The sequence below is a fragment of the Tardiphaga alba genome, assembly GCF_018279705.1.
Lineage (GTDB): Bacteria > Pseudomonadota > Alphaproteobacteria > Rhizobiales > Xanthobacteraceae > Tardiphaga > Tardiphaga alba.
The window spans coordinates 2,180,776-2,205,414 of the sequence record NZ_CP036498.1; the positions used below are offsets into that span (position 1 = coordinate 2,180,776).

General features: G+C 61.2%; 6 protein-coding genes. 2 read left to right on the plus strand and 4 right to left on the minus strand.

The window, feature by feature from the left end; genetic code table 11:
• Positions 1 to 161: 161 nt before the first annotated feature.
• Both RPMA_RS10305 and RPMA_RS10310 read left to right on the plus strand, forming a co-directional pair.
• A complete protein-coding gene (locus RPMA_RS10305) occupies positions 162 to 1,934 on the plus strand; it encodes a DUF5801 repeats-in-toxin domain-containing protein (protein ID WP_211912723.1) in 1,773 nt (590 codons plus the stop codon).
• A complete protein-coding gene (locus tag RPMA_RS10310; protein ID WP_211912724.1) occupies positions 1,913 to 18,724 on the plus strand; it encodes a DUF5801 repeats-in-toxin domain-containing protein in 16,812 nt (5,603 codons plus the stop codon). Before RPMA_RS10305 ends, RPMA_RS10310 begins: the two co-directional genes overlap by 22 nt.
• Positions 18,725 to 18,836: 112 nt before the next feature.
• Here RPMA_RS10310 and RPMA_RS10315 read toward each other — a convergent pair whose 3' ends face one another.
• The 4 genes from RPMA_RS10315 to RPMA_RS10330 all read right to left on the minus strand — a co-directional run bounded on the left by RPMA_RS10315 (position 18,837) and on the right by RPMA_RS10330 (position 24,459).
• Positions 18,837 to 19,301: a hypothetical protein gene (locus RPMA_RS10315; RefSeq protein ID WP_249225620.1), complete on the minus strand. Its 465-nt coding sequence runs from the start codon at positions 19,299 to 19,301 to the stop codon at positions 18,837 to 18,839.
• A gap of 313 nt (positions 19,302 to 19,614) precedes the next feature.
• Positions 19,615 to 20,703, minus strand: a complete 1,089-nt coding sequence (locus tag RPMA_RS10320; RefSeq protein ID WP_211912725.1) for a transglutaminase-like cysteine peptidase — start codon at positions 20,701 to 20,703, stop codon at positions 19,615 to 19,617.
• A gap of 209 nt (positions 20,704 to 20,912) precedes the next feature.
• Positions 20,913 to 22,247, minus strand: a complete 1,335-nt coding sequence (locus RPMA_RS10325; protein ID WP_211912726.1) for an HlyD family type I secretion periplasmic adaptor subunit — start codon at positions 22,245 to 22,247, stop codon at positions 20,913 to 20,915.
• Complete coding sequence (locus RPMA_RS10330) at positions 22,234 to 24,459, minus strand: type I secretion system permease/ATPase (protein WP_211912727.1); 2,226 nt, start codon at positions 24,457 to 24,459, stop codon at positions 22,234 to 22,236. The genes RPMA_RS10325 and RPMA_RS10330 overlap by 14 nt, the downstream gene beginning before the upstream one ends.
• Between the last annotated feature and the right edge of the window lie 180 nt (positions 24,460 to 24,639).

Genomic DNA, 24,639 nt, shown 5'->3' on the forward strand with positions numbered 1-24,639 from the left:
GAGTGGCGCGTGAAGTTGCAATTTAACCACAGTTAGCCTTTGAGCAAAATTGGACGCAAGAGTTCCTTGACCGAAAGTCGCGCGGAACCGAGTATGCATCCTTAAGGAACTCTTAATATTCGCGTTTAGGTTTTAATTTTCCTTTTTTCGGGATCACGATCATGAATGGACCATTCCAGGTTGCGCAGGCGAATGTGGCAGTGCAGTCCGCGAACACGGCGCGCGCAGCACGCGTCGTCAAGATCGCAAAGCCATTCAATGATCAATCCGTTGTTGTCCCGCTCAGCTACGACGGCACAGTCAAAGCGGATCTCTCGGCGATCGCCGGAGAAAACATCACGCTGGTACATATCGGCGAGAAGCTGATCATTCTGTTCGACAACAAATCGACAGTCACGCTCGAGCCGTTCTTCGATGCGGCCGGCAAGCCGCTCGATGCCATCAATGTCGAAGTCTCGCCGGGGCGTTTGCTCACTGGTGCCGAGTTCGCAGCGCTCTTCCCCGTCACGGAAGATCAGTCGATTCTTCCTGCGGCCGGTGAGGGCAATGCCGGCGGCGCGCAGTCGTCGGGTGCAAATTTCAGCACGGTCGGCATCGATCCGCTCGCCGCGCCGAATCCGATCGATCTGCTCGGCCAGGAAGAGCTGCCGAATTTCGTGATCAACAATTTGTTGGCGCAGGTTTTCATCGATGGCATTCCGACGGCTGGGGATGACGATCGTCTTGCGCTCGATGACGACGAGATTTTCGGTGCCAATGGCAATCCGGGTGGTGTTGACGATATCGTTGCGCCAGCTTCGTTCAACGGCACCCTGACGCATGATTTTGGAATCGATGGCGTCGGCGACATCACCTTCGCTTTGATGAACGGTGCCACCCGGACCTTCAATGACATCACGGTCACGTTTACTTGGAATCAGGCAACGCATACGCTGATCGCCAATGATGGCAGCAACGACGTGTTCTCACTGACGGTCACCAATCCGGCGACCGGCGCGTTTACGATCAACATGCTGCACGCTCTGCATCACCACAGCGATGCACTCGCGGACGACACCGAAGTGAGCGCCACGTTCGGCCTGACCTATACCGTCACCGATGCCAGCGGGACTGCGGTGAACGGCACGCTGACGCTGGAAATCAACGACGATACGCCGATCGCGCGCGACAGCGCGCCGGTTGACGTGGAGATTCCCAACGAAGGTAGCGAAGGCGGCGAGGGGAGCGAAGGCGGCTCCACGCAATACGCGACGCTCGATGATGAAGGCCAATCCGGCGGCATCGCGGGCGATGCCCTCAACGGCGACGATCCAGGCGAAGGCAAGTGGGTTTCGGGCAAGCTCGATATCGCGCCAGGTGCCGACGGTCTCAAGGCCGTGGCGTTCACCGATGCCGAAGGCGCTCCGCAGGTCAAGGTCACGGCCGACGATGGCAGCAATCCTCCGCTGCAGGTAATCTGGATCGATGGGGACGGTGTTGGTCATCTCGAGACTGTCAGCTTGGCCTGGGTGTCCAACGGCACGGGAGGTGGCACGCTCACGGGCACCAGCGCGCACTTCCTCGCGGGAAAGCCCGCATTCACGCTGATTGTGAACGCGGCGGGCGAGTACACATTCACGATCAACGCACCGTTGGCGCATCCGCTAACCAGCAATCCGAATTCCGAAGAGGCTGGGACCTCCTGGGAGGACAACCTCCGTCTCACTTTCTCCTATACGGCAACGGACGGTGACGGCGACAAGTCGAGCGCGACGCTTACCATCAATGTCGATGACGATTCGCCGACCATCGAGGTTTATCAGGAGTTTTCCGAGAACGAGAGCCCTGCAACGCTGCATCTGACGCTCGATGAATCGATCGGAGCCGACGTCAACGATTCGAACGCACAAACGGATGACGTTCCCCGAACACTGTGCCCGATCCGACTGGCGTGAAGCCGATCGGCGAGATCAAGACATCGGCAGGTGGGGATGAAAGTCAGGGCCAATTGCAAGCGCTGTTCGGTGTCTACAAGAACGCTGGCGCCGATGGTGAGAAGTCGACGACTTACGCCTATTCGTTCAGCCTGACGGGTGCGGGCGAGGGTGGCGGCGTCGCGACCCAGCTTCACGTAACCGATGCGACGGGGCACTACAGCGACACCACGATCTATCTGTTCCGCATCAGCGATACCGAGATCGTCGGCTATGTCGGCAACAGCCAGACCGGTGACATCGCACTCCGTCTGACGCTCACTGACGCCGGGAATCTGTCTGGCGCCCAGTTCATTGTCGATCAGTATATGGCGATTGACCATGGCAATGACGGCAACAATTTTGACTCGATCCAGTCGCTGCTGCTGGCCGGACAAAATGCGAGCCTCGGCATCACGCTGACCGCGACGATCACCGACAATGATGGTGACAAGGTCAGCGATTCCGCGACCGTGTCGCTGGCGACGAATGCGTCTTCTGGAATCGACTTCCAGGACGACGGTCCGACACTATCGGTCGCCCCGCATAATGTCGCCTCGAATGATTTCTTCTTCAGCGGCTTCACCCCGTACGGGAACTGGGGCGCGAACAGCGGAATCGCGACCGGGACCTCCGGTTCTTGGACCATCGGTGGGACGGCTCCGACCGATCCGAACAATCCCGACCAATACGGCACCGGCACCATCCAGCTCGAACGCGTGGGCGATGGCTATCAGGGGATGCACACCTCGACCGGCGGCTTCATGGTCGATCTGGATGCGACGGCGCGTGACATCAGCTTGACCCAGACGGTCAACGGACTGGTCCCAGGCCAGACCTACATTCTGTCCTTCGAGGCCGGCGCACCGGTGCCCGGCAGCGCGCATCTCCAGGTCTGGTTCGGCGGTCAGCTGGTCGCCGATATCGATCCGACCAATGCGATGAAGATCTATACCGTCGAGGTCACCGCGGGCTCCGGCAGCAATGTGCTGGAATTCCGTGAAACCGGCGCTCCCGATAATCAGGGCACCTATCTAGCCAATGTGAAGATCGTCGATGCCATCGTCATCGATGAGACGCCTGGCGTCGATGCCGCTTCAAACGAGACGACCGATCCTGCGATCATTGCGTTGTTCAATGGCGTCAATAACAAGGGCTCCGACGCCGGCATGGGGCCGGCGCAATATGCCACCGGCAAGTCGAGCGCGCTCGACGTCACCGTCGATTTCGGCACCGATGGTCCGCAGGGCGGCAATGCTGCCGCGGCGACGGTCTACAATCTCATTGCCGTCAACGGTACGTTTTCAGGTCTCTCCACCTCGGCAGGGCAGGCGATTCAGCTGTTCTCCGAAAATGGCGGAACGATCATTGTCGGCCGTTACGATTCCAATGGTGTCGGCGGTGTGACCTCGGCAGACAATGCCGCTTTCGCCATCACCATCAATCCGCAGACTGGCGTGATCTCGATCGTGCAGTATGTGTCGCTGAGCCATCCCGATCACAACAGCTACGACGAAGGAATTTATCTCAACAGCGGTGTGTTGAAGGCCAATGTCACCGTCACCGACGGCGATGGCGATCATGTTTCCAAGGCTGCCGACATTTCCGGCATGATCCGCTTCGAGGACGATGGACCTTCGCTCACTGGAAAAATCATCGAGCGGACGGTCGATGAGGACGACATCAGGACCTCGTGGTCGCAGGGTAACAGCCCGAATGATGGCGACGCTGACGGCTCCTTGACCGAAGGATCGACCGGTGCGGCGATCGTGACCGGTTCGCTCAGCTCGCTCGTCAAGGCCGGCGCTGATGATCCCGGCAAATTCTCCTTCACGGCCACAGCGGTCAACCAGTTGCAGGCTCTGCATCTGTTCTCGAAAGAGACGGCCACCGGCAATGGCGAGAACGGCAAGGAGCTCGTCTACTCAAATCCGGTGACGAACGGCAATGAGATCGTCATCACCGCCTATGAGCCGAACCCGCAAGGCAATCCGGTTTTTTCGATCACCCTGAACACGGTGACGGGCGCCTATGAATTCCGTCTGTTCGACGAACTGATCCACACCGTGGGCGATGGTGAAAACACCATGCTGCGCTCCGGCCCGGACGGCAGCATTTCGGGTCTCGATCTCGGTTCCATCATCAACTTCACCGACCGTGATGGCGATTCCATCAATCTTGGCGGCAAGTTCATCATCAAGATCACCGATGACGTTCCGCATGCCGATATCGATATCGGCCGCGGCTCCGTCACCATCGACGAAAGCGCCGGCAACCAGGCGGACGATACGACATCGGCGGCGGTCAAGAATCAGTTCGCCTCTATTGCGATAAACGTCAACGGCGCGCTCGCTTATGCGCGCAGTGACGTTGCTGTCGTCGTGAACAATTCCGATATCGGTGCGGATTCGCCGCCCTATCCGCATCAATACGCATTGGGTCTTGCCCAGGGAGTCGTGTTCTCCGGTCTCTATGTCACCGATGGCACGGCCACTGGCAGCAAGATCAATCTGTCCGTTAACGACGCAGGTCTAGTGATCGGTACGGTCGCCGAAGGTGCGCTGGCGGGCCAGATCGCATTCGCCATTGCTATCGCCTCGGATGGCCGCGTCAGCGTCGCGCAGTATCTGCCGATACGGCATGACGACCGCGGCGATTTCAACGAGAGCAACGACAACGGTTCGAACAGCGCCGACGCATCGCCCAACGACACGCCGAATCCGGTTCAGCAGAATCTCGACGGCAAGATCACCGTCACGCTGACGGTCAAGGATTCTGACGGCGACACGTCCACCGACACCGTCAATATCGGCAAGCTCATCACTTTCCTCGATGACGGCCCGAGCGTGTCTTCCAACGCCGCAGTTGCGCTCGAGGACGACGATCTTCCGGGCGGCATCGATGGCGGCCCCGGGGACGACAACGCGCCGTTGAATGCGACTGGCACCCTCAGCCATGATTACGGTGCCGATGGTCCGGGCAAGCTGGTGCTGACGGGCACGGATCTGCCAGCCGGCTTCTCTATGTCGCTGGCATCAGATGGTCTGTCGATGATCATCAGCCAGGGCAATAGGCCTGTTCTGAAGATCGAACTGACCAATGACACCGACGGCGCGTATAAAGTCACCCAACTCAATCCGATCGATCATCCGACACTCAATGGTCAGAACGGCGACGATACCGAGAACAATCTTCCGTTCACGGTGAAGTACAGCGTGACCGATGGTGACGGCGATACCATCACCGGCAGCATCAAGATCGACGTGGACGACGATTCGCCCGAGCCGAAATTCATCCTGCAATCCGGCGCATCGGTGACGATCGACGAGACCGCGGGCCTGCAGAATGCGACCGCCACGCCCAATGTGGTCGGAGACAAGGACGACAACGACGTCGCCATCCCATTCCCGGTGGCGGTGACCAATCCGGGCAACCCTGGTTCGACCTCGACGCTGAACGGCGCGCCTGCAGTGGCGCAGAGCGCCGGTCCGGTTGTTGTCGTCACTCCGAACTACGGCGCCGATGGCCCTGGCAGCACCGTGTTCGCGATCGACGTGCCCGGCAATAACGCCGTTGACAGCGGCCTGCGCACAACGGTCGGCGATCGTCCGATCTATCTGTTCGAGGTGAATTCGACTCTGATTGTCGGCCGTTACGACGTGAATGGCGGCAGCATCAGTTCGAGCGATCCGGCGGCGTTTGCGATCCATATCGATCCGACCACCGGCAAGCTCACGGTCGTGCAATATGTCGCCATCGAGCATGACGATCGCGGTGACTTCGACGAATACAACGACAACGGCTCCAGCGCGAACGATGCGTCGCCGGACGACGGTCGCCCGATACAGCAGGCAATCACGAACGGCGCCGTCCGCGTCACCGTGACGGTGACCGATCACGACGGCGACTCGGTCTCTGAATCGTTCAACATCGGCAACAAGATCGTCTTCGAGGACGATGGTCCGACCGTCCAGGTCACGGTGACCAATGAAGCGAGTGTCGTGCTCGAGACGCAGGACGCCGAAACGATCGGCCAGAATGTCAGCGACACCGCCGTATCGACCGCAGACTTCAGCGGTGTCTTCGGTGTCGTATCGTCCTTCGGTGCGGATGGTGCTGGCCCGAATGGCGGCGTCACCTCGACCTACAAGCTCAGCCTTGCCGTGAGCGAGGGTACCCCGACCGGCCTTCTCAGCAATGGACTCGGAATCCGTCTGTATATCGACGCCAATGGCGTCATTACCGGATCGACGGCCACCAGCGAAAACGCGATCAATGCCGGCAACAGCATCTTCCGGATCGAGGTGTCCTCCGATGGCACCGTCAAGCTGACGCAATTTGCCCAGATCGATCATCTGACCACCGACCCGACACCCACGGGGGCGCCTTATGCCGATCACGTCGTCAGCCTGGCCGACGGCCTCGTCAATCTGACGCGGACGGTTTCGGTCACCGATGGTGACGGCGACAAGGCGACGTCGAGCGCGACGGTCGATCTCGGCGGCAACATCCGTTTCGACGATGATGGTCCGAAGGCCACCCCGACGACGTCCAGGTCCGTCGATGAGGACGATCTCGGAACCGGCAACCAGAATACGAACTCGCCGGGCGACGATGGAGCCGCAGGTCCGGTGTCTTTCATCGGCACGCTCGGATTCTCGTCCGGCGCCGACGCACCTGCCACGGTCGGATTCGGGCCGCTGGGTGGCACAGCTGTCGTCGATGCCAATGGAGTCGCGATCACCTCCGGCGGTCTTGCTCTGACCTATCTCTGGGTCAGCGGCACCAACACGCTGTATGCGACCACCGACGGAACGACGGCCGGTGCCGCGTTCTCGATCCAGGTCACGAATCCGTCCACAGGGGCCTACAGCTTCTCGCTGCTCACGCAGCTCGATCACCCCGGCCACGATGCAGACGGACAGAACGATGGTCCGCAGACCGCCTATGAAGACAATCTCGCGCTGAACCTGACCTATACGGTCAAGGACTTTGACGGCGATACGGCGACCGGCACGCTGTCGATCTCCATCGACGACGACATGCCGATCATCGGCGCGCAGCCCGGTGGCCCACCGGTCAATCTGATCGTGAATGGCAGCTTCGAGCAGCACGGCGCGCTCAATAACGCCGGTAGCGGGTTCGGAACCTTCACCGGGATTACTGGCTGGACCTATGGTTCAGACCATGTGCCGTTCGAAATTCAGGTCGATCCCAATGGCGGTGCCACGGGTGGTCTTGCCGCCCAGGATGGCAACTCCAAGGTCGAGCTGGATTCGGATCCGTCCGGCAATAGCACCCAACTGCTCAACGCCACGATCCAGCAGACGATCTCGACACCGCTCACGGAAGGCGATGTCTATGAGCTGACCTTCTGGTATGCGCCGCGTCCTGATGACGGCAATCCCGACAGCAGCAGCATGAACGTGATCTGGAACGGCAATGTCGTTTACAGCATCGACTCCACCAACCAGCCGGCAGGCTGGCAGCTGATCACCGTCTATGTAACGGCGCAGGCCGGTTCGAACACCGTCGGTTTCCAGGGCAGTGGCCAGGCAAACCAGCTCGGTGCCTTCCTCGACAATGTCAGCCTGGTGGCCATGGGCGAAGTCTTCGTCGATGAGGACGGTCTGACGGGCGCGCTGTCGCAGGGCAATCACGACTCGCAGCCGGGTGACAAGGTCGTCGCCAACACCGATAACGACAACAACGAAGCGACATCCACCGGCAATCTCTACATCAAGTGGGGCGCCGATGATGCGGACAAGGGCGTCGATGGTGTGTCGGGCCCGTTCAATGCCTTCGTGCAGGACGCGCCCGGTGGCGTCGGCAATCGCAGCGTGACCTTCACCAACACCGTCGTTGCGGTGACCGGCGTCGGCAGCCTGCTGTCGCATGGCGAGCCGGTGACGTTCGTGCTCAATGCCGACAAGACCGTGCTGACGGGTATGGCCGGCGACCGTGCCGTGATCCAGATCTCGCTCTCGGATGAAGGCTCGGGCAAGTTCCGCGTGGTGCTGCTCGATCAGCTCGACCATGCGCCGGGCGGCAACGAGAACGACATCCATCTGTCGTTCAACTTCACCGCCACGGATTCCGATGGCGATGCGGTCAACGGCTCCTTCAAGGTCGGCATCAATGACGACATGCCGGTCGCGGCGACCGGTGCCTATGTCACCGGCCAGGTGGACGAGGATGACCTCAGCGCGGGTGTCGATGGCGACAACTCGACGGGTATTCCGGCCGAAGGCAATGGCCCGTCCGACTCGACGACCGACAAGTTCACCTTCACCAAAGCCAGCCTGAATAACCTCATCGCAAATATCGGTGCTGACGAGACCGGTTCCGTGATCCTGCAATCCGCATTCGCCACCGGCACGGTGGTGAAGGATGTGGATGGTCACGACGTGAAGTCGCATGGCGTCACGGTGAAATATGCCGTCAGCGGCAACGATGTCGTGGGCTTTGCGGACGCCAACGGCAATGGTCAGCTCGATGTCGGCGAAAAGAACGTGTTCCGTCTGTCGCAGAGTGCGAATGGCGACATCAAGTTCGATCTGCAGGATCAGATCGATCACCCGTATGGCTCCGGCGATGGTGGAATTCTCGAACTGAATCTGTCTGCCGCAGTCGTGATCACGGATTACGACGGCGACAAGGTGCCCGTGGCCAGCGGTGCCTTCACCGTCAAGGTCGAGAACGATATTCCGGCGAATACCAGTGCCTATGTCCAGGTTGGCGTGGCCGAGGATTATCTCAGCACGTCGGCGACGCCGCCCGATGCGGTGTCGGGCAACCAGCCCGGCACGGCCTATTCATCGGACAAGGTCGAAATCAAGACGACTGATCTGTTGACGCTTGTCGTCTCCGGCGCTGACGATGACGTCCAGTTCTCGCTCAATCAGGCTGTGACCGGCATGGCGGTAACAGTCGATAATTGGATGGTGACGTCTCACGGGTCCTCCATCATCCTCGACTATGTGAATGGTCAGATTATTGGTTTCGCGGATACGGGCTCGGCAAATTACACTTATGAAGCCGGCGATCGCATCGTCTTCACGCTGACGCCCTCGGCGACCGGCTTTGTGTTCGACCTGCGTGACAAGATCGATCACAACAACGGTCTGGCAACGACGGGTTCGGGCGATGCGAAGACCCTCGTGCTCGATCTCTCCAAGGCACTCGTTGCCACCGATTTCGATGGCGACGCCGTCAATCTCGGCCTCGGATCGATCCGCATCACGATCGAGAACGACATCCCGGTCGCCGGCGTCTCTACCGTCAATCTCGATGAAGACGGGCTGGCCAACGGCAATCCTGGCGGCGTCGGTGACTACGATCCGTCGGGCGCGCCAAACAGCAACGGCCCGATCACTGTCAATGCCGCGCTGAACGTCAATTTCGGCGCCGATGGCGCGGGATCGACGGCGTTCCTCACCAGCGCTGGTACCATCACCTTGCCGGCGAATGGCGGCTTCACGGTCGGCAGCGCGTCTGCCACCAGCATTGTCATCAATCAGAACGGCGTCGGCGTGCTGCAGATCACGCTGACGAATCCTGCGACGGGCGCTTACACCGTCACGCAGCTGAAGCCGATCGACCATCCCGATGGCAGCAACGAGAATGACGTCTCGTTCACCATCGGCTATCAGGCCACCGACTATGACGGTGACACATCGACGGGATCGTTCACCATCGTTGTTAATGACGACACGCCGACGATCGTCGCGGCCACGGGAGCGCTGCCGTCGCTGACGGTGGACGAGACGGTGCTGACGACGGATGACACGGCGAGCTTCGCTGGGAATTTTACTGCTCATTATGGTGCAGACGGCGCGGCGGCCTCCGGTGGTCTCACTTATGCGGTTGGCATCTCGGCCAAGGGCGCGGATTCCGGTCTGACCGATACGGCAACAGGTCACCACGTCTTCCTGTTCCTGGAATCCGGCGTGGTGGTCGGCCGTGAAGGCGCGGATGCGACTGCCGCCGAAACCGGCCAGGTCGTCTTCAAGGTCAGCGTCAACGCTGCCGGCGATGTCACGCTCGACCAGCAGCGCCCGGTCGTCCACGACAACGCCAACAATCCAGACGAGGGGCGGACTCTGTCTGCCGCCAACCTGGTCACGCTGACGGCGACGATCACCGATCATGACAACGACAGCGCCACAGCAACGCTGAATATCGGCCAGAGCCTGACCTTCAAGGATGATGGTCCGAGCATCAATGTCATTCAGGGGGCAGAAGCAGCGATCGAGCTCACCACGCATGATGCCCTGACCATCGGCTCCAACTTCGACACCGCCACGGCAGCTGCGAATTTCGGTGCGGTCTTCTCGATCGGTAGCTGGAGCTATGGCGCGGACGGGGCGGGGACGCCGCCGGTGCTGACCTATGCACTGAGCCTAGTGACCGCTGGCGGAGATTCCGGCCTTAACAGCCATGGTGCGGATATCCACCTCTACACCGTCGGTGGTGTGGTCGTCGGCTCGACGTCGAATGTCGCCCCGATCTCCGCAACGGATCCGTCGGTGGTGTTCTCGCTATCCGTCGATGGCTCCGGCGTCGTCACGCTCACGCAGTATCAGCAGATCGACCACACGGTGGCGTCGTCTGGCTCCTACAGCAACGACGTGGCCGTGCTCGCCAACGATCTCGTCAAGCTGACGGCAACAGCCACGGTGGTCGATCGCGATCAGGACTCGAAATCCGACTCGGAAACCGTCGATCTCGGCGGCAATATCCGCTTCACGGATGATGGGCCGAGCGCACAGAATACGGTCGCCACGGTGGTTCTGGACGACGAGAAGCAGCCGTTCGGCATTGACGGCGGTCCCGACGATCTGGCCGGCGGCAATCTGTCTGTCGCCAGCGGCGATCTCCTCGCCTCCGGCGGCGCCGATGGCATTAAGTCGTTCGCCTTCTCCGATGCGTCGCTGACGGTGACCAACAGCGCCAACGCCACCGGCACGACACTGTCGGTGATCCATGTGGATCCCGTGACGCATATGCCGACCACCGAGGCGGTTAAGCTGCTGTGGGTGGCCAATGGCGATGGCGGCACGCTTTATGGCCTCACCGAAGGCGGTCATTACAGCACGACAACCAATCCGGCCTTCACGCTCACCGTGGACGGCAGCGGCCACTATACGTTCTCGGCCAATGCACCGTTCAGCCATCCGTTCACGGATGCTGATTTCCAGAACAATGGTCCGGATGTCGAGTTCGAGGACGAACTGACCCTCAACTTCACCTACACGGTGAAGGACGGCGACAACGATACGGCCACCGCCACGCTCAGCATCAAGGTCGATGACGATACGCCCGATGCGGTCAGCGAGAGCTACGAAGCTACGGAAGGCCGTCTCGCCTCTGCCAATATCGTTCTGGTGATCGATACGTCGGGCAGCATGGAAGGCGAGCGGCTGACGCTGGCCAAGCAGGCTGCTGTCAATCTGCTGAACAGCCCGAATGTCGATTTCAACCAGATCATGGTGGTGAATTTCTCGGGCGGGGCGAGCATCAATACTGAGGCGGGCCACGTCTGGACCAGCAAGCAGGATGCGATCAACTACATCAACGGCCTGACAGCGGGGGGCAACACCAATTACGACGCGGCGGTCGGCGAAGTCATCTCGCAATGGGGCGGCGGCCCGACCGCTGCGACCAAGACGCTGCTGTATTTCATCACCGACGGCCAGCCGAGCAGCGGCGGCGGATTGAACAGCGCCGAGCAACTGGCATGGGAGACGTTCCTGGCGAACAACCATGTCGACGCATCATACGCCGTCGGCATCGACACGTCGGTGACGGATAGCGATCTGACGCCGATCGCCTGGGCGCCGGGCAACGCGAATCTGCCACCGGTGGTTATCCAGAACGCATCGGATCTGAATCTGCTGCTGCAGGGCTCGCTGCCGGGCAATCCGAGCGGCAACATCCTCAGCAACGATCACTTCGGTGCCGATGGCGGCTATATCCAGTCCGTCACGATCGGTGGCGTGGTCTTCACCTTCAATGGCGATCACACCATCGTATCGTCGGGGACGTTCGAGGCGGGCTTCAGCCTCGTGTCCAATTCGGGGACCCAGATCGTGGTCAACACCGCCATCGGCGGCAAGATCATCTTCAACTTTGCCAGTAACGGCCTCAACCAGGCCGGCGACTGGGATTATCTTGCCCCGTCGAGCGGCATCGACAATCAGAACAGCATCGAAGCGTTCAAATACACGCTGGTCGATGGCGATGGCGATGGAAGCTCCGCGACCCTGACGATCACGGTGAAGCCGAGCGCGGTCCCGTCCATCGAGATCACCCCGGCGTCGCAGGACGTCCATGAAGCCGGCCTGCCGCCTCGTGCAGGCGAGCCCGCTGGATCGGCCGAAGCGGCCGACGGCAACCCGAATAACAACAGTGTGCAGTCTGAAGCTGTCAGTGGCAGCTTCAAGGTGATCTCGCCCGATGCGCTGGCGTCGATCAAGATTGTTCCGGACGGCAACGATACGGCGGTCACGATCACCCTGACGCAATTGAACGGCGCGACCCCCGGCGCACCTGTCGTCATCGACACTGCCGAAGGCAAGCTCGAGATCACCGGCTACAATGCGAACACCGGCGTCGTGACCTATGTCTACACGCTGCAGGACAATCAGAACCACGCTGGCGGCGCCGTCACGGACGTCTTCACCATCACCGCGACCGACGTGAATAACGACACCTCTCCGGCAGTAACGCTGACGATCAACATCGTGGATGATCTGCCGGTGGCGGTCGCGGATACGGACAGCATTGCGGCTGGTTCGTTCGCGGCGGCGACGGGCAATGTGATCAGCGGTGTGGGCACGACCAATAATGGAGCGGACAGCCAGGGCGCGGATGGCGTCGTGGTGGCTGGCGTTGCAGCGGGTAACACCAATGCAAACCTGGACAGCACCGGAACGGTCGGCACGGTGGTCAACGGCACCTATGGCAAGCTGACGCTGAATGCGGACGGCTCGTACAGCTACGCCCGGAATCCGGGTTCGCAGGGCGGCGTCAGTGACGTGTTCACCTACACGGTCAAGGACGGTGACGGCGACCTGTCGCATACGACGCTGACGATCGCGATCGGCGACACCACGCCGGCCTCGACGATCCCTGCGGCGGGCGGTGCCACGACGACGGTGTATGAAGCGGGCCTGCCGGCGCGCGGCAACGAGCCTGCGGGTTCGAATGCGGCGGCCAACAGCGAGACGACGTCGGGCACGATCAGCTTCACCTCGGTGGACGGTCTGCAGGCGGTGTCGCTGGGCGGGCATGCGCTGACGACGGCGTCGCAGACCTTCTCGGACGGTCTGACGGCCTCTTACAGCTACAATGCAGCAACCGGTGCCGGCACGATCACCTACAGCTACACGCTGCAGGACAACACGCTTGCGGATCCGTCCTCGGTGAGCTTCGCGGTGGTGGTGACGGATGCCGATGGCGACGCTGCGCCGGCCGGCAATCTGGTGATCAAGATCGTGGACGATGCGCCGGTGGCGGTTGCAGATACGGACAGCATTGCGGCTGGTTCGTTCGCGGCGGCGACGGGCAATGTGATCAGCGGCGTGGGCACGACCAATAATGGAGCGGACAGCCAGGGCGCGGATGGCGTCGTGGTGGCTGGCGTTGCAGCGGGTAACACCAATGCAAACCTGGACAGCACCGGAACGGTCGGCACGGTGGTCAACGGCACCTATGGCAAGCTGACGCTGAATGCGGACGGCTCGTACAGCTACGCCCGGAATCCGGGTTCGCAGGGCGGCGTCAGTGACGTGTTCACCTACACGGTCAAGGACGGTGACGGCGACCTGTCGCATACGACGCTGACGATCGCGATCGGCGACACCACGCCGACCTCGACCATCCCTGCGGCGGGCGGTGCCACGACGACGGTGTATGAAGCGGGCCTGCCGGCGCGCGGCAACGAGCCTGCGGGTTCGAATGCGGCGGCCAACAACGAGACGACGTCGGGCACGATCAGCTTCACCTCGGTGGACGGTCTGCAGGCGGTGTCGCTGGGCGGGCATGCGCTGACGACGGCGTCGCAGACCTTCTCGGACGGTCTGACGGCCTCTTACAGCTACAATGCAGCAACCGGTGCCGGCACGATCACCTACAGCTACACGCTGCAGGACAACACGCTTGCGGATCCGTCCTCGGTGAGCTTCGCGGTGGTGGTGACGGATGCCGATGGCGACACTGCGCCGGCTGGCAATCTGGTGATCACCATCGTGGACGATGCGCCGGTGGCGGTTGCGGGACCCAATTTCACTGTTGCAGAGACTGCGAGCGCAACCACTGGGGTCAACCTCCTCGCCAACGACACCCAGGGTGCCGATGGTGCCAAGCTGACGCATGTGTCCTTCGATGGTGGCGCTAACTGGGAAGCGGTGAATTCATCGGGCACGACCACGCTCACCACTACCAATGGCACATATGTCTTCCAGGCGAATGGCGACTGGTCATTCGATCCGAGCGTGAACGCCAGCACGTCTGATACGACGGGCAATTTCACCTATCGCATCACTGATGGCGACGGCGATATGTCGACTGCGGTGCAGGTGGTGAACATCACCAACACGCAGACGCCGTTGCTGCTGGTTGGCTCCAATGCCGGCGATATCGTCGGACAGGGGGCGGGTCACACCGTGGCGAACCCGCAGGGGCAGTCGAATGGGGAGTTGGTCGGTAGTGGCCTCGACGACAAGATCGTCGGGGATACCGGTTCCGTCACCGTTACCAGCGGTCAGAAGGCGAATATCGTGCTTGTGCTCGATCGTTCGCCGAGCATGACGGGTGATGATGGCGCCATTTCCGGCGGCACCGATCGCTTTACGGCGATGAAGAACGCTGTGACGGCCCTCCTGGATTCTCTCGGGACGAGCGGTGCCAGCGCCATTCGCGTTCATGTGGTTCAGTTTGACGGCGACGCGCAGTCGATTGGTACTTTCGATATCGTGAATGGAGCGGTCAGCACGGCGGAATTGACCCAGGCAAAGACTGCGATCAATGGAATGTTGACCGCAGAGCAGCCCGGCGGCACGGGGCCGGGCGGAACGAACTATGAGGCAGCGCTCTACGAGGCCTATAAGTGGATCAATGGCGATACCAACAAGGATCCGCTCGCCAATGCCGATATCAACAAGGTTCTGTTCATCTCGGATGGCGAACCGAACTACTATATGAGCGGCGAGCACGGAACGAGCACCTTCGGCAACGCGACCTCGGCCATGCAGCACGTCCTCGGAACGGCGAATGGCGACAACAATTCCAACGAAGTCAAGATGATCAAGGAGAGCACCGCGTTCGGTAACGGTTTCACGATCGACGCGATCGGTATCGCGATTTCCGATCTCTCCAATCTCAATGATGTCGAGGATGGCGTCGCCGGTTCGGCTGGTGGTGGCAGTGCACTGAATGTCACCACGGCGGCACAACTGGTTGCGGCTGTGAGTGTGCTCGGTGGCTCGACGGAACTTGCCGCGGCGGGTAACGACTCCATCAAGGGTGGAGCGGGCGCGGACATCATCTTTGGCGATGTTCTCAACACCGACGCGTTGAAAGCGACCTATCCGCAAATCCCCGCCAATCTGCAGATTGCAGGCTCGGGTTGGGCGGTTATCGCATGGCTTGAAACGAATGTTTCGGCATGGGGCGGCCGTGCGGGTACCCTGACCTATATCCAGGCCAATCATCAGGCTTTGTCCGTTGAGAGTGGTCGCACCGGCGGCAACGACATCATCGATGGCGGCACCGGCGACGACATCATCTACGGCCAGGAAGGCAACGACCAGATCTCCGGCGGTGACGGCAACGACACCATCACTGGTGGCACGGGCGTCGACACCATGACTGGCGGTGCTGGCAACGACACGTTCCGGCTTGCCAATGGCGAGTTTGTCTCTGGCGAGTCCATCGATGGCGGTGCAGATAACGACACGATCGTGCTGACCAATGCGACGGTGGTGGACTTCACGACAGGGACCATCACCGGCGTCGAAACGGTCACCGGCAGCAGCGGCAACGACACCGTGACGATGTCAGCCCAGCAGTGGGCAGCCTTCAACGCGATCGACCTGGCCGGCGGCACTGACGCGCTCAATGTCCGGGTCAGTGGGATCGCCGATATTTCGACGGCAACGCTGACATCGGTTGCGAACACCGAAACTGGCGGTCTGTCTGGCTCCGCAGGAAACGATACGATCACCCTGCGCGGCGATCAGCTGGATGCCATTCTGATTGGCGCGGGGACGATCGATCTTGGCCTTGGAACCAATACGATCAACCTGAAATCGACGTCGAGCGATCTGAATGGCCTGTCGGATACTGCGCTGGCCAATGTCCAGACGATCTCTGCGGCGACGGCAGCTGCCGCGGTCACGATCACCCTGGCAAGCCAGAGCGAGAATCTCACGGTCACAGGCTCGTCGTTCGACGATACGCTGACCGGTGGTTCCGGTGCCGATACGATTGCCGGCGGTGCCGGTAACGACACGATCACGGGCGGCCTCGGTGCCGATGTTCTGAGTGGTGGTGCCGGCAACGACACGTTCCGACTTGCCAATGGTGACTTTGTCGGAGCCGAGTCGATTGATGGCGGTGCAGACACGGACACGATCCTGCTGACAAATGCGACGGTGGTGAACTTCACCACCGGCACTCTTACCAGTATCGAAAAGCTGACCGGTAGCACCGGAGACGATAATGTTACGCTCACAGCCACTCAGCTGTCGGCACTCACGTCGCTTGATCTGGCTGGGGGAACCGACACGTTGCAAATCAGCGGATCGTTCACCAGCAGCAGCGATGCGCAGATCGAGGGCGTCGAGAACATCACGCTGACGGGTGCGTCAACGTTGAATCTGTCGAACCAGAACGAGGGCTTCACGATCACCGGGTCGTCCGGCGCGGACTCCATCACGGGAGGTTTGGGAGACGACACCATCATTGGTGCTCAGAACGACACACTGCTGAACGGTGGTGGAGGTAATGATACCCTACAGCTTGGTGCGAATTTCAATAACGGCAACAATGCGCAGATCGTGAATATCGAAAATGTAGTGCTGACGGCAGCTGTTACAGTGAACCTATCCAATCAAACGGAGGGGTTCAGGATCACGGGGTCGTCCGGTGCGGACAGCATCACAGGCGGCTCGGGTGATGATACTATCATCGGAGCTCAAAACGACACGTTGCTGAATGGTGGTGGCGGAACAGATACCCTTGTGGTTGGGGCAAATTTCACCAGCGCGAACAATAATCAAATTCAAGGGATCGAGATCATCAGTGCTGTCGATGCGGCGGCCGGAGTGAAGCTGAATTTCAACAACCAAACTGAAGCGCTCACGATCCTTGGAAGCGCGTTCAGCGACACCATTGTCGGAGGATCGGGCAACGACATTTTGACCGGAAATGGAGGTGCTGATCAGTTCCGTCTCAGGAGCAACGGCGGGACTGACACTGTCACCGACTATATCGCTGGAACCGATAAGATCGGCTTCCTGGATCTTGGAAGTTCGTCCTCTAGTGCGACTGGAAGTGTGAATTTTGCTGCTACGACAGGTACCGCTGCAGGCGCCTCGTTGAATTCGACTGACTTCCAGATAAGAGCAACAATCACGGCAATTGCTGGAAACGACGATAACCATGTCGTGCGTCTCACGGATGGCCAGACAACCAACCAAATCACGACCGGAATCGGTGGAAATAACTCACAGAACATCTACGTTTTGGTATTTAACACGACTACTCAACGTGGCGAGATCTGGTTTGATACCGATTGGGATGACGTCGGCGGTCGAACGAAAGTTGCGACACTCGACAATGTGACAACGCTGGACCAGCTGACACAGATCACTGCCGCGGATATTGTTGTCTATAACTCGGTTGCCGATCCCATCGTGCTCGATCTCGGTACGCCCGGCATCTCGTTCAGCTCGCTCGATCATGGTGTCAAATTCGACATCAATCACGACGACGCCAAGGATCAGATTGCCTGGACCAATGGCCAGGATGGTCTGCTCGCCCTCGATGTCGATCGTTCCGGCAAGATCGAAAGCGGCAGCGAGTTGTTCACGCCGGACTTTGCGGGTGGTCATTTCGCCGACGGCATCGCTGCCCTGGCGAGCCTCGACAGCAACCATGACGGTGTGATCGATAGCCACGATCAGGCCTTCGGTGATCTCGTTGTCTGGCAGGATGCCAACCACAACGGCGTCAGCGACGAGGGCGAGCTGTTCAAGCTCGGCGATCTCGGCATCACCGGCATCGATCTCGCGGTGACGGCATCGGATACGGTGATCGACGGTCAGTCGGTTCCGTTTACCGGAACCTTCACTTACGCCGATGGCACCAAGGGAACGTTTGTCGAGGTCGATTTCGACACGGTTCTTGGGGAGCCGGGCCAGACCGTGACTGGAACGGATGGGGTTCAGGACGTGTTCGCAGTCTCCGGTATTGGTGCCGGGCACGTCGATACGATCACGAACTTCAATGGTGCGGAGGGTGACAAGCTCGATCTGTCAGCCTTGCTGGATGCCGTGTTCGAGCCGGGCGCCAATGTCGAGAACTTCGTGCATCTCGCGCAGTCGGAGAATGGCATCACCGTTCAGGTCGACACCACCGGTCAGGGCAACTTTGCCGGAGGCGCTCACGACGTCGCCGTCCTCGCCAATTACGGGGCAGTGAGCCACGGCGACATCGTGAACATGGTGTTTGCCGGCACGGAGCATCAGCTGCAGGCAACGGGCTAACCAGCCTCACGAAAAACCCCGCCGGATCGTTTCCGGCGGGGTTTTTTCATGTCTGCAAGTCGCGCAAGACGACAGCAGTAACTTTAGGCGGTGCCAAGCGAGGTTATGTCCCTCAAATCTTCTGCCCTTCCTTCCCGTCGCCCACGGTCACCTTGATCTTCTGGATCTCGGTGCGGCCGCCCGGGTATTTGACTTCGAGGGTGACGGTGTCGGTGCCGGAAAAGTCCGGCTTCGATTTGTAGAACGCCACGAAGCCGGGGACTTCGAGGGCCAGGCATTGCTTGTAATTGGTCGCGCTGACCTTGCCGCGCTTGATGTTCACCGTGCCATTGGCGGGCGGGCTCAGCAGGCGGATGGCGGGCAGGGTGCCGCTGCTGCAATCCTGCTGGACATTGAGATAGACGCCGACACGAATATCCTTGGCGGCCACGCCCTTGGCGGCGCGCTCCACCACCTGTTCCTGCGCAAGCGCCGCGGGCAAGGCGAGCGCAAGCGCGGCCGAGACAAGGAGCGGACAGAGGACGATACGTCCGAGCCGGGAGCGTGACGGCAGACGATGAAATGCGTGGTGTGGCATGCCTATCCCCAAAATCCGGTGTCGTCGCGATCGCATGCGCTGGTTCAAAATCCGCACATCATCCGAAAAGGGACTGTTTGCGGAGGGCAATATGCGCAAGCGGAAACACGACAGCCTGGCTCATCAAATAATGGCCGGACTCTAGCATAGACCGCGGCCCATGCGTAGTTCGGTCGAGGCTGCCGCGGCGACATGCGAGCACATGCTGCGCAGCGACGCGAACTGCTTCGCGCGAGGTCCGACACGAAGGCAAGACGGCGGGGCAATGCAGGCGGCGTGGAACGTCGGCCTGTCCCGGAAAGCCTTCCCGGGATCACATCAGGAGAGGAAGGTCTCCGGCGCTCGCATAAAGCGGCTGGGCTTGCGCGGTCGGCTCGGACACGGCTGCGACGACATCGGGGATGGTCGGCATATCGACTGTCGGCAGTGGCTCGGCGGCGGCCACGGTGACCGATGGATCCATCTTCAGCCGCTGCGCCAGATAGGGCGTGGCGAACAGCTGGATGCCGCGGGCATTGAGGGCGTAGAGCGGGGTGAAATGCGGCAGCTCGGCGCTGGTGGCCAAAGCGGAGCGGCGGTTGTCCAGGATCTGCCAGGTGCCGGCATGGCGCACCGCCAGCACGGCGTGGTCGTCGCGCACGGCGCGGTCACGCACCAGCAGGATGCGGAGGTCCTCGTCCGCGATGCCGGCTTCGCGCAACAGGGCGTATTTGGCGATCGCGTAATCCTCGCAGTCGCCGCGTCGGTTGGCGAGGGCTGCGAGCGGCGCGGACCAGACGTCGAGCTCGCCATGCTGGTTGAGGTCGCTGACATAGCGGATGGCGCCGTTGACCAGCCGGTTGGCGGTCTCGATGGCCGCGATGCCATCGCGCGAGCGGACCTCGCCCAGCATCATCAGGAAACGGCTGGCGGCCGGGCTGCAGCGGCTCTGGTCCGCCTTGCAGCGCGCGACGTCGGCGAGGTCGATGGTGATGTCGGCCTGCGCGCCCCGCCATTTCCGCCACAGCACGCCTTCGGGCGCGCGGAAGGTGACGAGGCTGAACGGTTCGTCGGATCGTGCGGCGAGGCGATCCTGCGCCGTGCCGAGCGTGATGGTCTGCGCCGGAGCGTCCGAGATCACAGCGTCATTGCTGATCGCCGCGACGCGGACGGGCGCGCTTGGCGGCGCCTTGCCGTCCAGCTTCGCCAGCACGCTGTTGATGGAGAAGAACTTGACGTTGTTGGCGGGCGGGCGCGGCGTGCGCTCCGTGTCCGCCAGCATGGAGGGCGTCAGCAGGTCGTCGAAATAGCGCGTCGGGGCCTTGGCTTTTCCCGCCGCTTCACATGCGGAGAAACCACCCATCACGACTGCGAGCCCGAGCGTGACCTGAGCCACGACGGATGACTTGAAAAACACCGACATATGACGCCCCGAAGACCGGGACTGTCAGTCATCCTTGGTGGATGATCTCGTCCCGTGTTCTGGAGCGATCATGCGGGGAGATGCTGAGAACGATATTAAAGGCGGTTCATACAACCGGGTATTGTGCGCGGGAGAGTCAAGGAACGGCAACGCGGATGCTTCAACATTGAATCAATTGGATGCAACGATCCGCTAACCTTGAGAATTCCTTACCGCTCGCGCAGCGCTTCGTCGCGCAACAGCCGGGCCGGCTTGATCAGATAGTCCAGCACGGACTTCGCGCCCGTGAGAACCTCGACCGTTGCGATCATGCCGGGGATGATCGGCAGCAGTGCATCCGCGGTCCCGAGATGGTTTTTGTCGGTGCGCACCATCACGCGATAGAAGGTCTCCCCTTTCTCGCCGCGGTCCGGCTTGTCGTCGGCCATGGCGTCGGCGCTGATGCGCTCGACCTTGCCTTTCAGCGAACCATAGACCGAGGAGTCATAGGCGGAAATCTTCACGACGGCATCCTGGCCGGCGCGAATGAAAGCGATGTCCTGCGGCCGGATGCGGCCTTCGACAAGCAGGCTGTCGTCGAGCGGGACGATGTCCATCAGGTTGCCGCCGGGCTGCACCACCGCTCCCACAGTCGTGACATTGACCTTGTTGACGATGCCATAGACCGGCGATTTCATCTCGGTGCGGAAGACGCGGTCCTTTGCAGATTTGATGTTCTCGTCGAGCACGGCAAGGTCACCGCGCGATTTGGCGAGGTCTTCGTCGGCCTGGGCGCGCAACGTGGTGCGCGCATTCTGCAGGCGCGAGCGGGCTTCCTGGATGCCGGCTTCCGCCTTCGCGGTCGAGGCCTTGATGACCTGCAGCTGCCCGCGCATTTCGCTCGCCTGACGCTCGATGCGCAGCATCTCGATCTCGGGCACGACTTTCTGCTGATAGAGATTGCGGGTCAGATCGACCTCGCGCTGCAGCAGCTTGAGCGTCTCGGTCAGTTTGACTTCGGTGGCCCGGTATTCGTCAAACTCGCGCCGGCGCTGGATTTCCTGCTGCGCGACCACGTCGATATCCTGCGCGAGTTTTCGCGCGCGCGCATCATACAGGCTCTTTTCAGCCGCGACGGCTTTCGGCGCCGTTTCGATCAGCTCCTTGGAGAAGACAAAGTTCTCTTTCTCGGACGCCTCGGCTTCCAGCCGTTCGACACGCGCCGCCATGGCGCCGCGGCGTTCGCGGATTTCGCCGAATTCGGACGCGAACTTGGTGTCCTCGATCCGCATCAAGGGTTCGCCCTGTTTGACGATGGCGCCTTCCTGCACGAGGATCGCGCCGACGATGCCGCCTTCGAGCGATTGCACCACCTGCATCTGCCGCGTCGGCACCACGCGGCCATTGCCGCGCTTGACCTCGTCCAGGATCGCAAAGTGAGCCCAGGTCACGCCCGCGACGATCAGCGCCAGGGTCGAGAGAAGAACGAGGCGGGAGGTTTGCGGCGTTCGCAATTCGACCGCGGCGCGAATGTCATTGGCGAATGCGAAATCAGACTGCCGCATTGGATCTCACCGCGTTCGGATCGAATTTGACGGGCTCCGCCTGCTGTCGCTTGGCGGTGGCCTGCAAGGTCGCAAGAATGTTTTCGCGAGGGCCGTCCGCGACGAGCTTGCCGCGTTCGAACACAAGGATGCGCGTCACCAGCGACAACAGCGACGGCCGATGCGTGGAGACGATGATGGTCATGTCGGCGCGCGCGATGGCCTTCAGCCGCTCGAGAAACTCCGTCTCGCTGCGCACGTCGAAATGCGCCGTCGGCTCGTCCATGAACAGGATCTTCGGCTGGCGTATCATTGCGCGGGCCAGGCCGATGGCCTGCTTCTGTCCGCCCGACAGGCTACGGCCGCCTTCGGCGATCGGCATGTCGTAGCCGAGCGGATGGCCGGCGATGAATTGCTCGACGCCGGAAAGGCGCGCTGCCTCGATCACTTCGTCATCGGTGGCAGATGGCTTGCCGAGCGTGATGTTCTCGCGCAGTTTGCCGAAGAACAGATCGGTGTCCTGCATGACGAAGCCGGTGCCGGAGCGCAGGTCGGCGGGATCGTATTGCCGGGAGTCGATGCCATCGATCAGGATGTTGCCTTCTGCCGGCTCGTAGAAGCCAGAGAGCAGCCGCCCGACGGTGGTCTTGCCGGAGCCCACACGGCCGATGATCGCCACGCGCTCGCCCGGAGCGATCGTGAACGAGACATTGTCCAGCGCCTTCTCTTTGCTGTTCGGGTAGCTGAAGCTGACATTGTTGAAGGTGATGGTGCCTTGCTCGATCTTGCGGGCCACGTAAGCGCGGCCGGGCGGGCGTTCGCGCTCCAGATCCATCAGGCGATCGATCGAACGCAGCGAGCTGATGGTCTGGGTGGCGCGCGTGATCACGGAGGCCAGGCTCGAGATCGGCGCAAGCACGCGGCCGGCGAGCATGTTGGCGGCGATCAGCGCGCCCATGGTGATCTTGCCGTCGAGAATGAGAAACACGCCGATCACGACCAGCAGCATGCTGGTGATCTGCTGCGCCGAGCTGGAGATCGTTAGCGCCAGCGACGACCAGAAATGCACGGCTTCGCCTGACCGGGCGGTGGCTGCGACCGAGCGCTCCCAGGCCGTCTGCATGCGCGATTCCGCGCCGGTGGCACGCACCGCTTCGATCCCCGACAGAGACTCGATCAGGACGCCGTGCCGCGCGGCGGACTCCGCCTGCAATCGCTTCATGGCGCGGTTGAGCGGCTGCTGCAGGATGAAGCCGGTGGCGATGACGATCGGGAGCATGGCCAGCGGGATCCAGGCCAGCGGCCCCGCCACCACGAACAACACGCCGATGAAGATCATCGCGAAGAAGAGGTCGGTGGCGGCGACGACGGTGCCCGAGGTGAAGAATTCACGGACCGAGTCGAAGTCCCGCATCTGGTTGGCAAGAATGCCGACAGAGGCAGGACGATTGGCCATCTTCAGCGCCAGGATATGCTCGAAGATGTTGGCGGCCAGCACGACGTCGATCTTCTTGCCGGTCAGATCGATGATCCGGCTGCGGACAATACGGATCAGGAAGTCGAACGCGATCGCAATGGTCAGGCCGACGGCGAGGGCAACCAGAGACGGGACGGCGCCGTTGGGGACGACACGGTCATAGACGTTCATCGTGAAGAGGGGAGCGGCGAGGGCCAGCAGATTGACCAGCAGCGCCGCCAGCGCCACGTGACTGTAGTTCGAACCGAAACGCCGAACCACCGACCAGAACCAGTGGGTTTTCGGCAGGTCGCCTGCCGCCACGGTTCGCGCATCGGCAGTGGCGAGCGGCTTGATGAAGAACGCGTAGCCGGAATAGTTGCGCTCGATCTCTTCGAACGGGACCGTTCTGATATCCTGCGGCAATGCGGGATCGACGAGATCGGCCATGGCGTTCCGCGCATCGCTGGACGTCAGCAGCAGGGCGGTCCCATCGCGCATGATCAGCACGGCAGGGAGAACGAGGGCGGGGATGTCCGCAAGCTTGCGTCGGGTCGGTTCGACCTCGAGACCGGCACGCAGGCCAGCACGTTCGACCAGGGCTGCGGTCAATCGTCCATTGACGATGGGGAGACCGGCGAGCAGCGCTTCGCGGCTGATGGCTCGGCCGTGATAGGCCGCCAGATGAAGCAGGGCGTCGGCGAGGGGATCTCTCCGGTCGGAGACGGGATCGTGTTCGCCGGGCTCATTGGCCGCGCGGCTCGCTGTGGCACTCACTTGGTACAATCCCCACGCTTAAAATTAATCCGTATATACCTACGATCTAGCGCGGATCGGGCTCAAATACCTGAAAACCTAAAATTAGCCCTAACGTCCACGAATATCCCCCAAAGCCCAAACCTGAACCTTGAAACGGCAAGACGGCCGAGAGCCCCGGGGCTGTCGGCCGTCTGTCCT

Excerpts from the sequence above, each read along its gene's own strand:
- RPMA_RS10305 (WP_211912723.1), top strand. The coding sequence starts at position 162 with ATGAATGGACCATTCCAGGTTGCGCAGGCGAATGTGGCAGTGCAGTCC.
- RPMA_RS10325 (WP_211912726.1), bottom strand. The coding sequence starts at position 22,247 with ATGCGGCAGTCTGATTTCGCATTCGCCAATGACATTCGCGCCGCGGTC.
- RPMA_RS10315 (WP_249225620.1), bottom strand. The coding sequence starts at position 19,301 with ATGCCACACCACGCATTTCATCGTCTGCCGTCACGCTCCCGGCTCGGA.
- RPMA_RS10320 (WP_211912725.1), bottom strand. The coding sequence starts at position 20,703 with ATGTCGGTGTTTTTCAAGTCATCCGTCGTGGCTCAGGTCACGCTCGGG.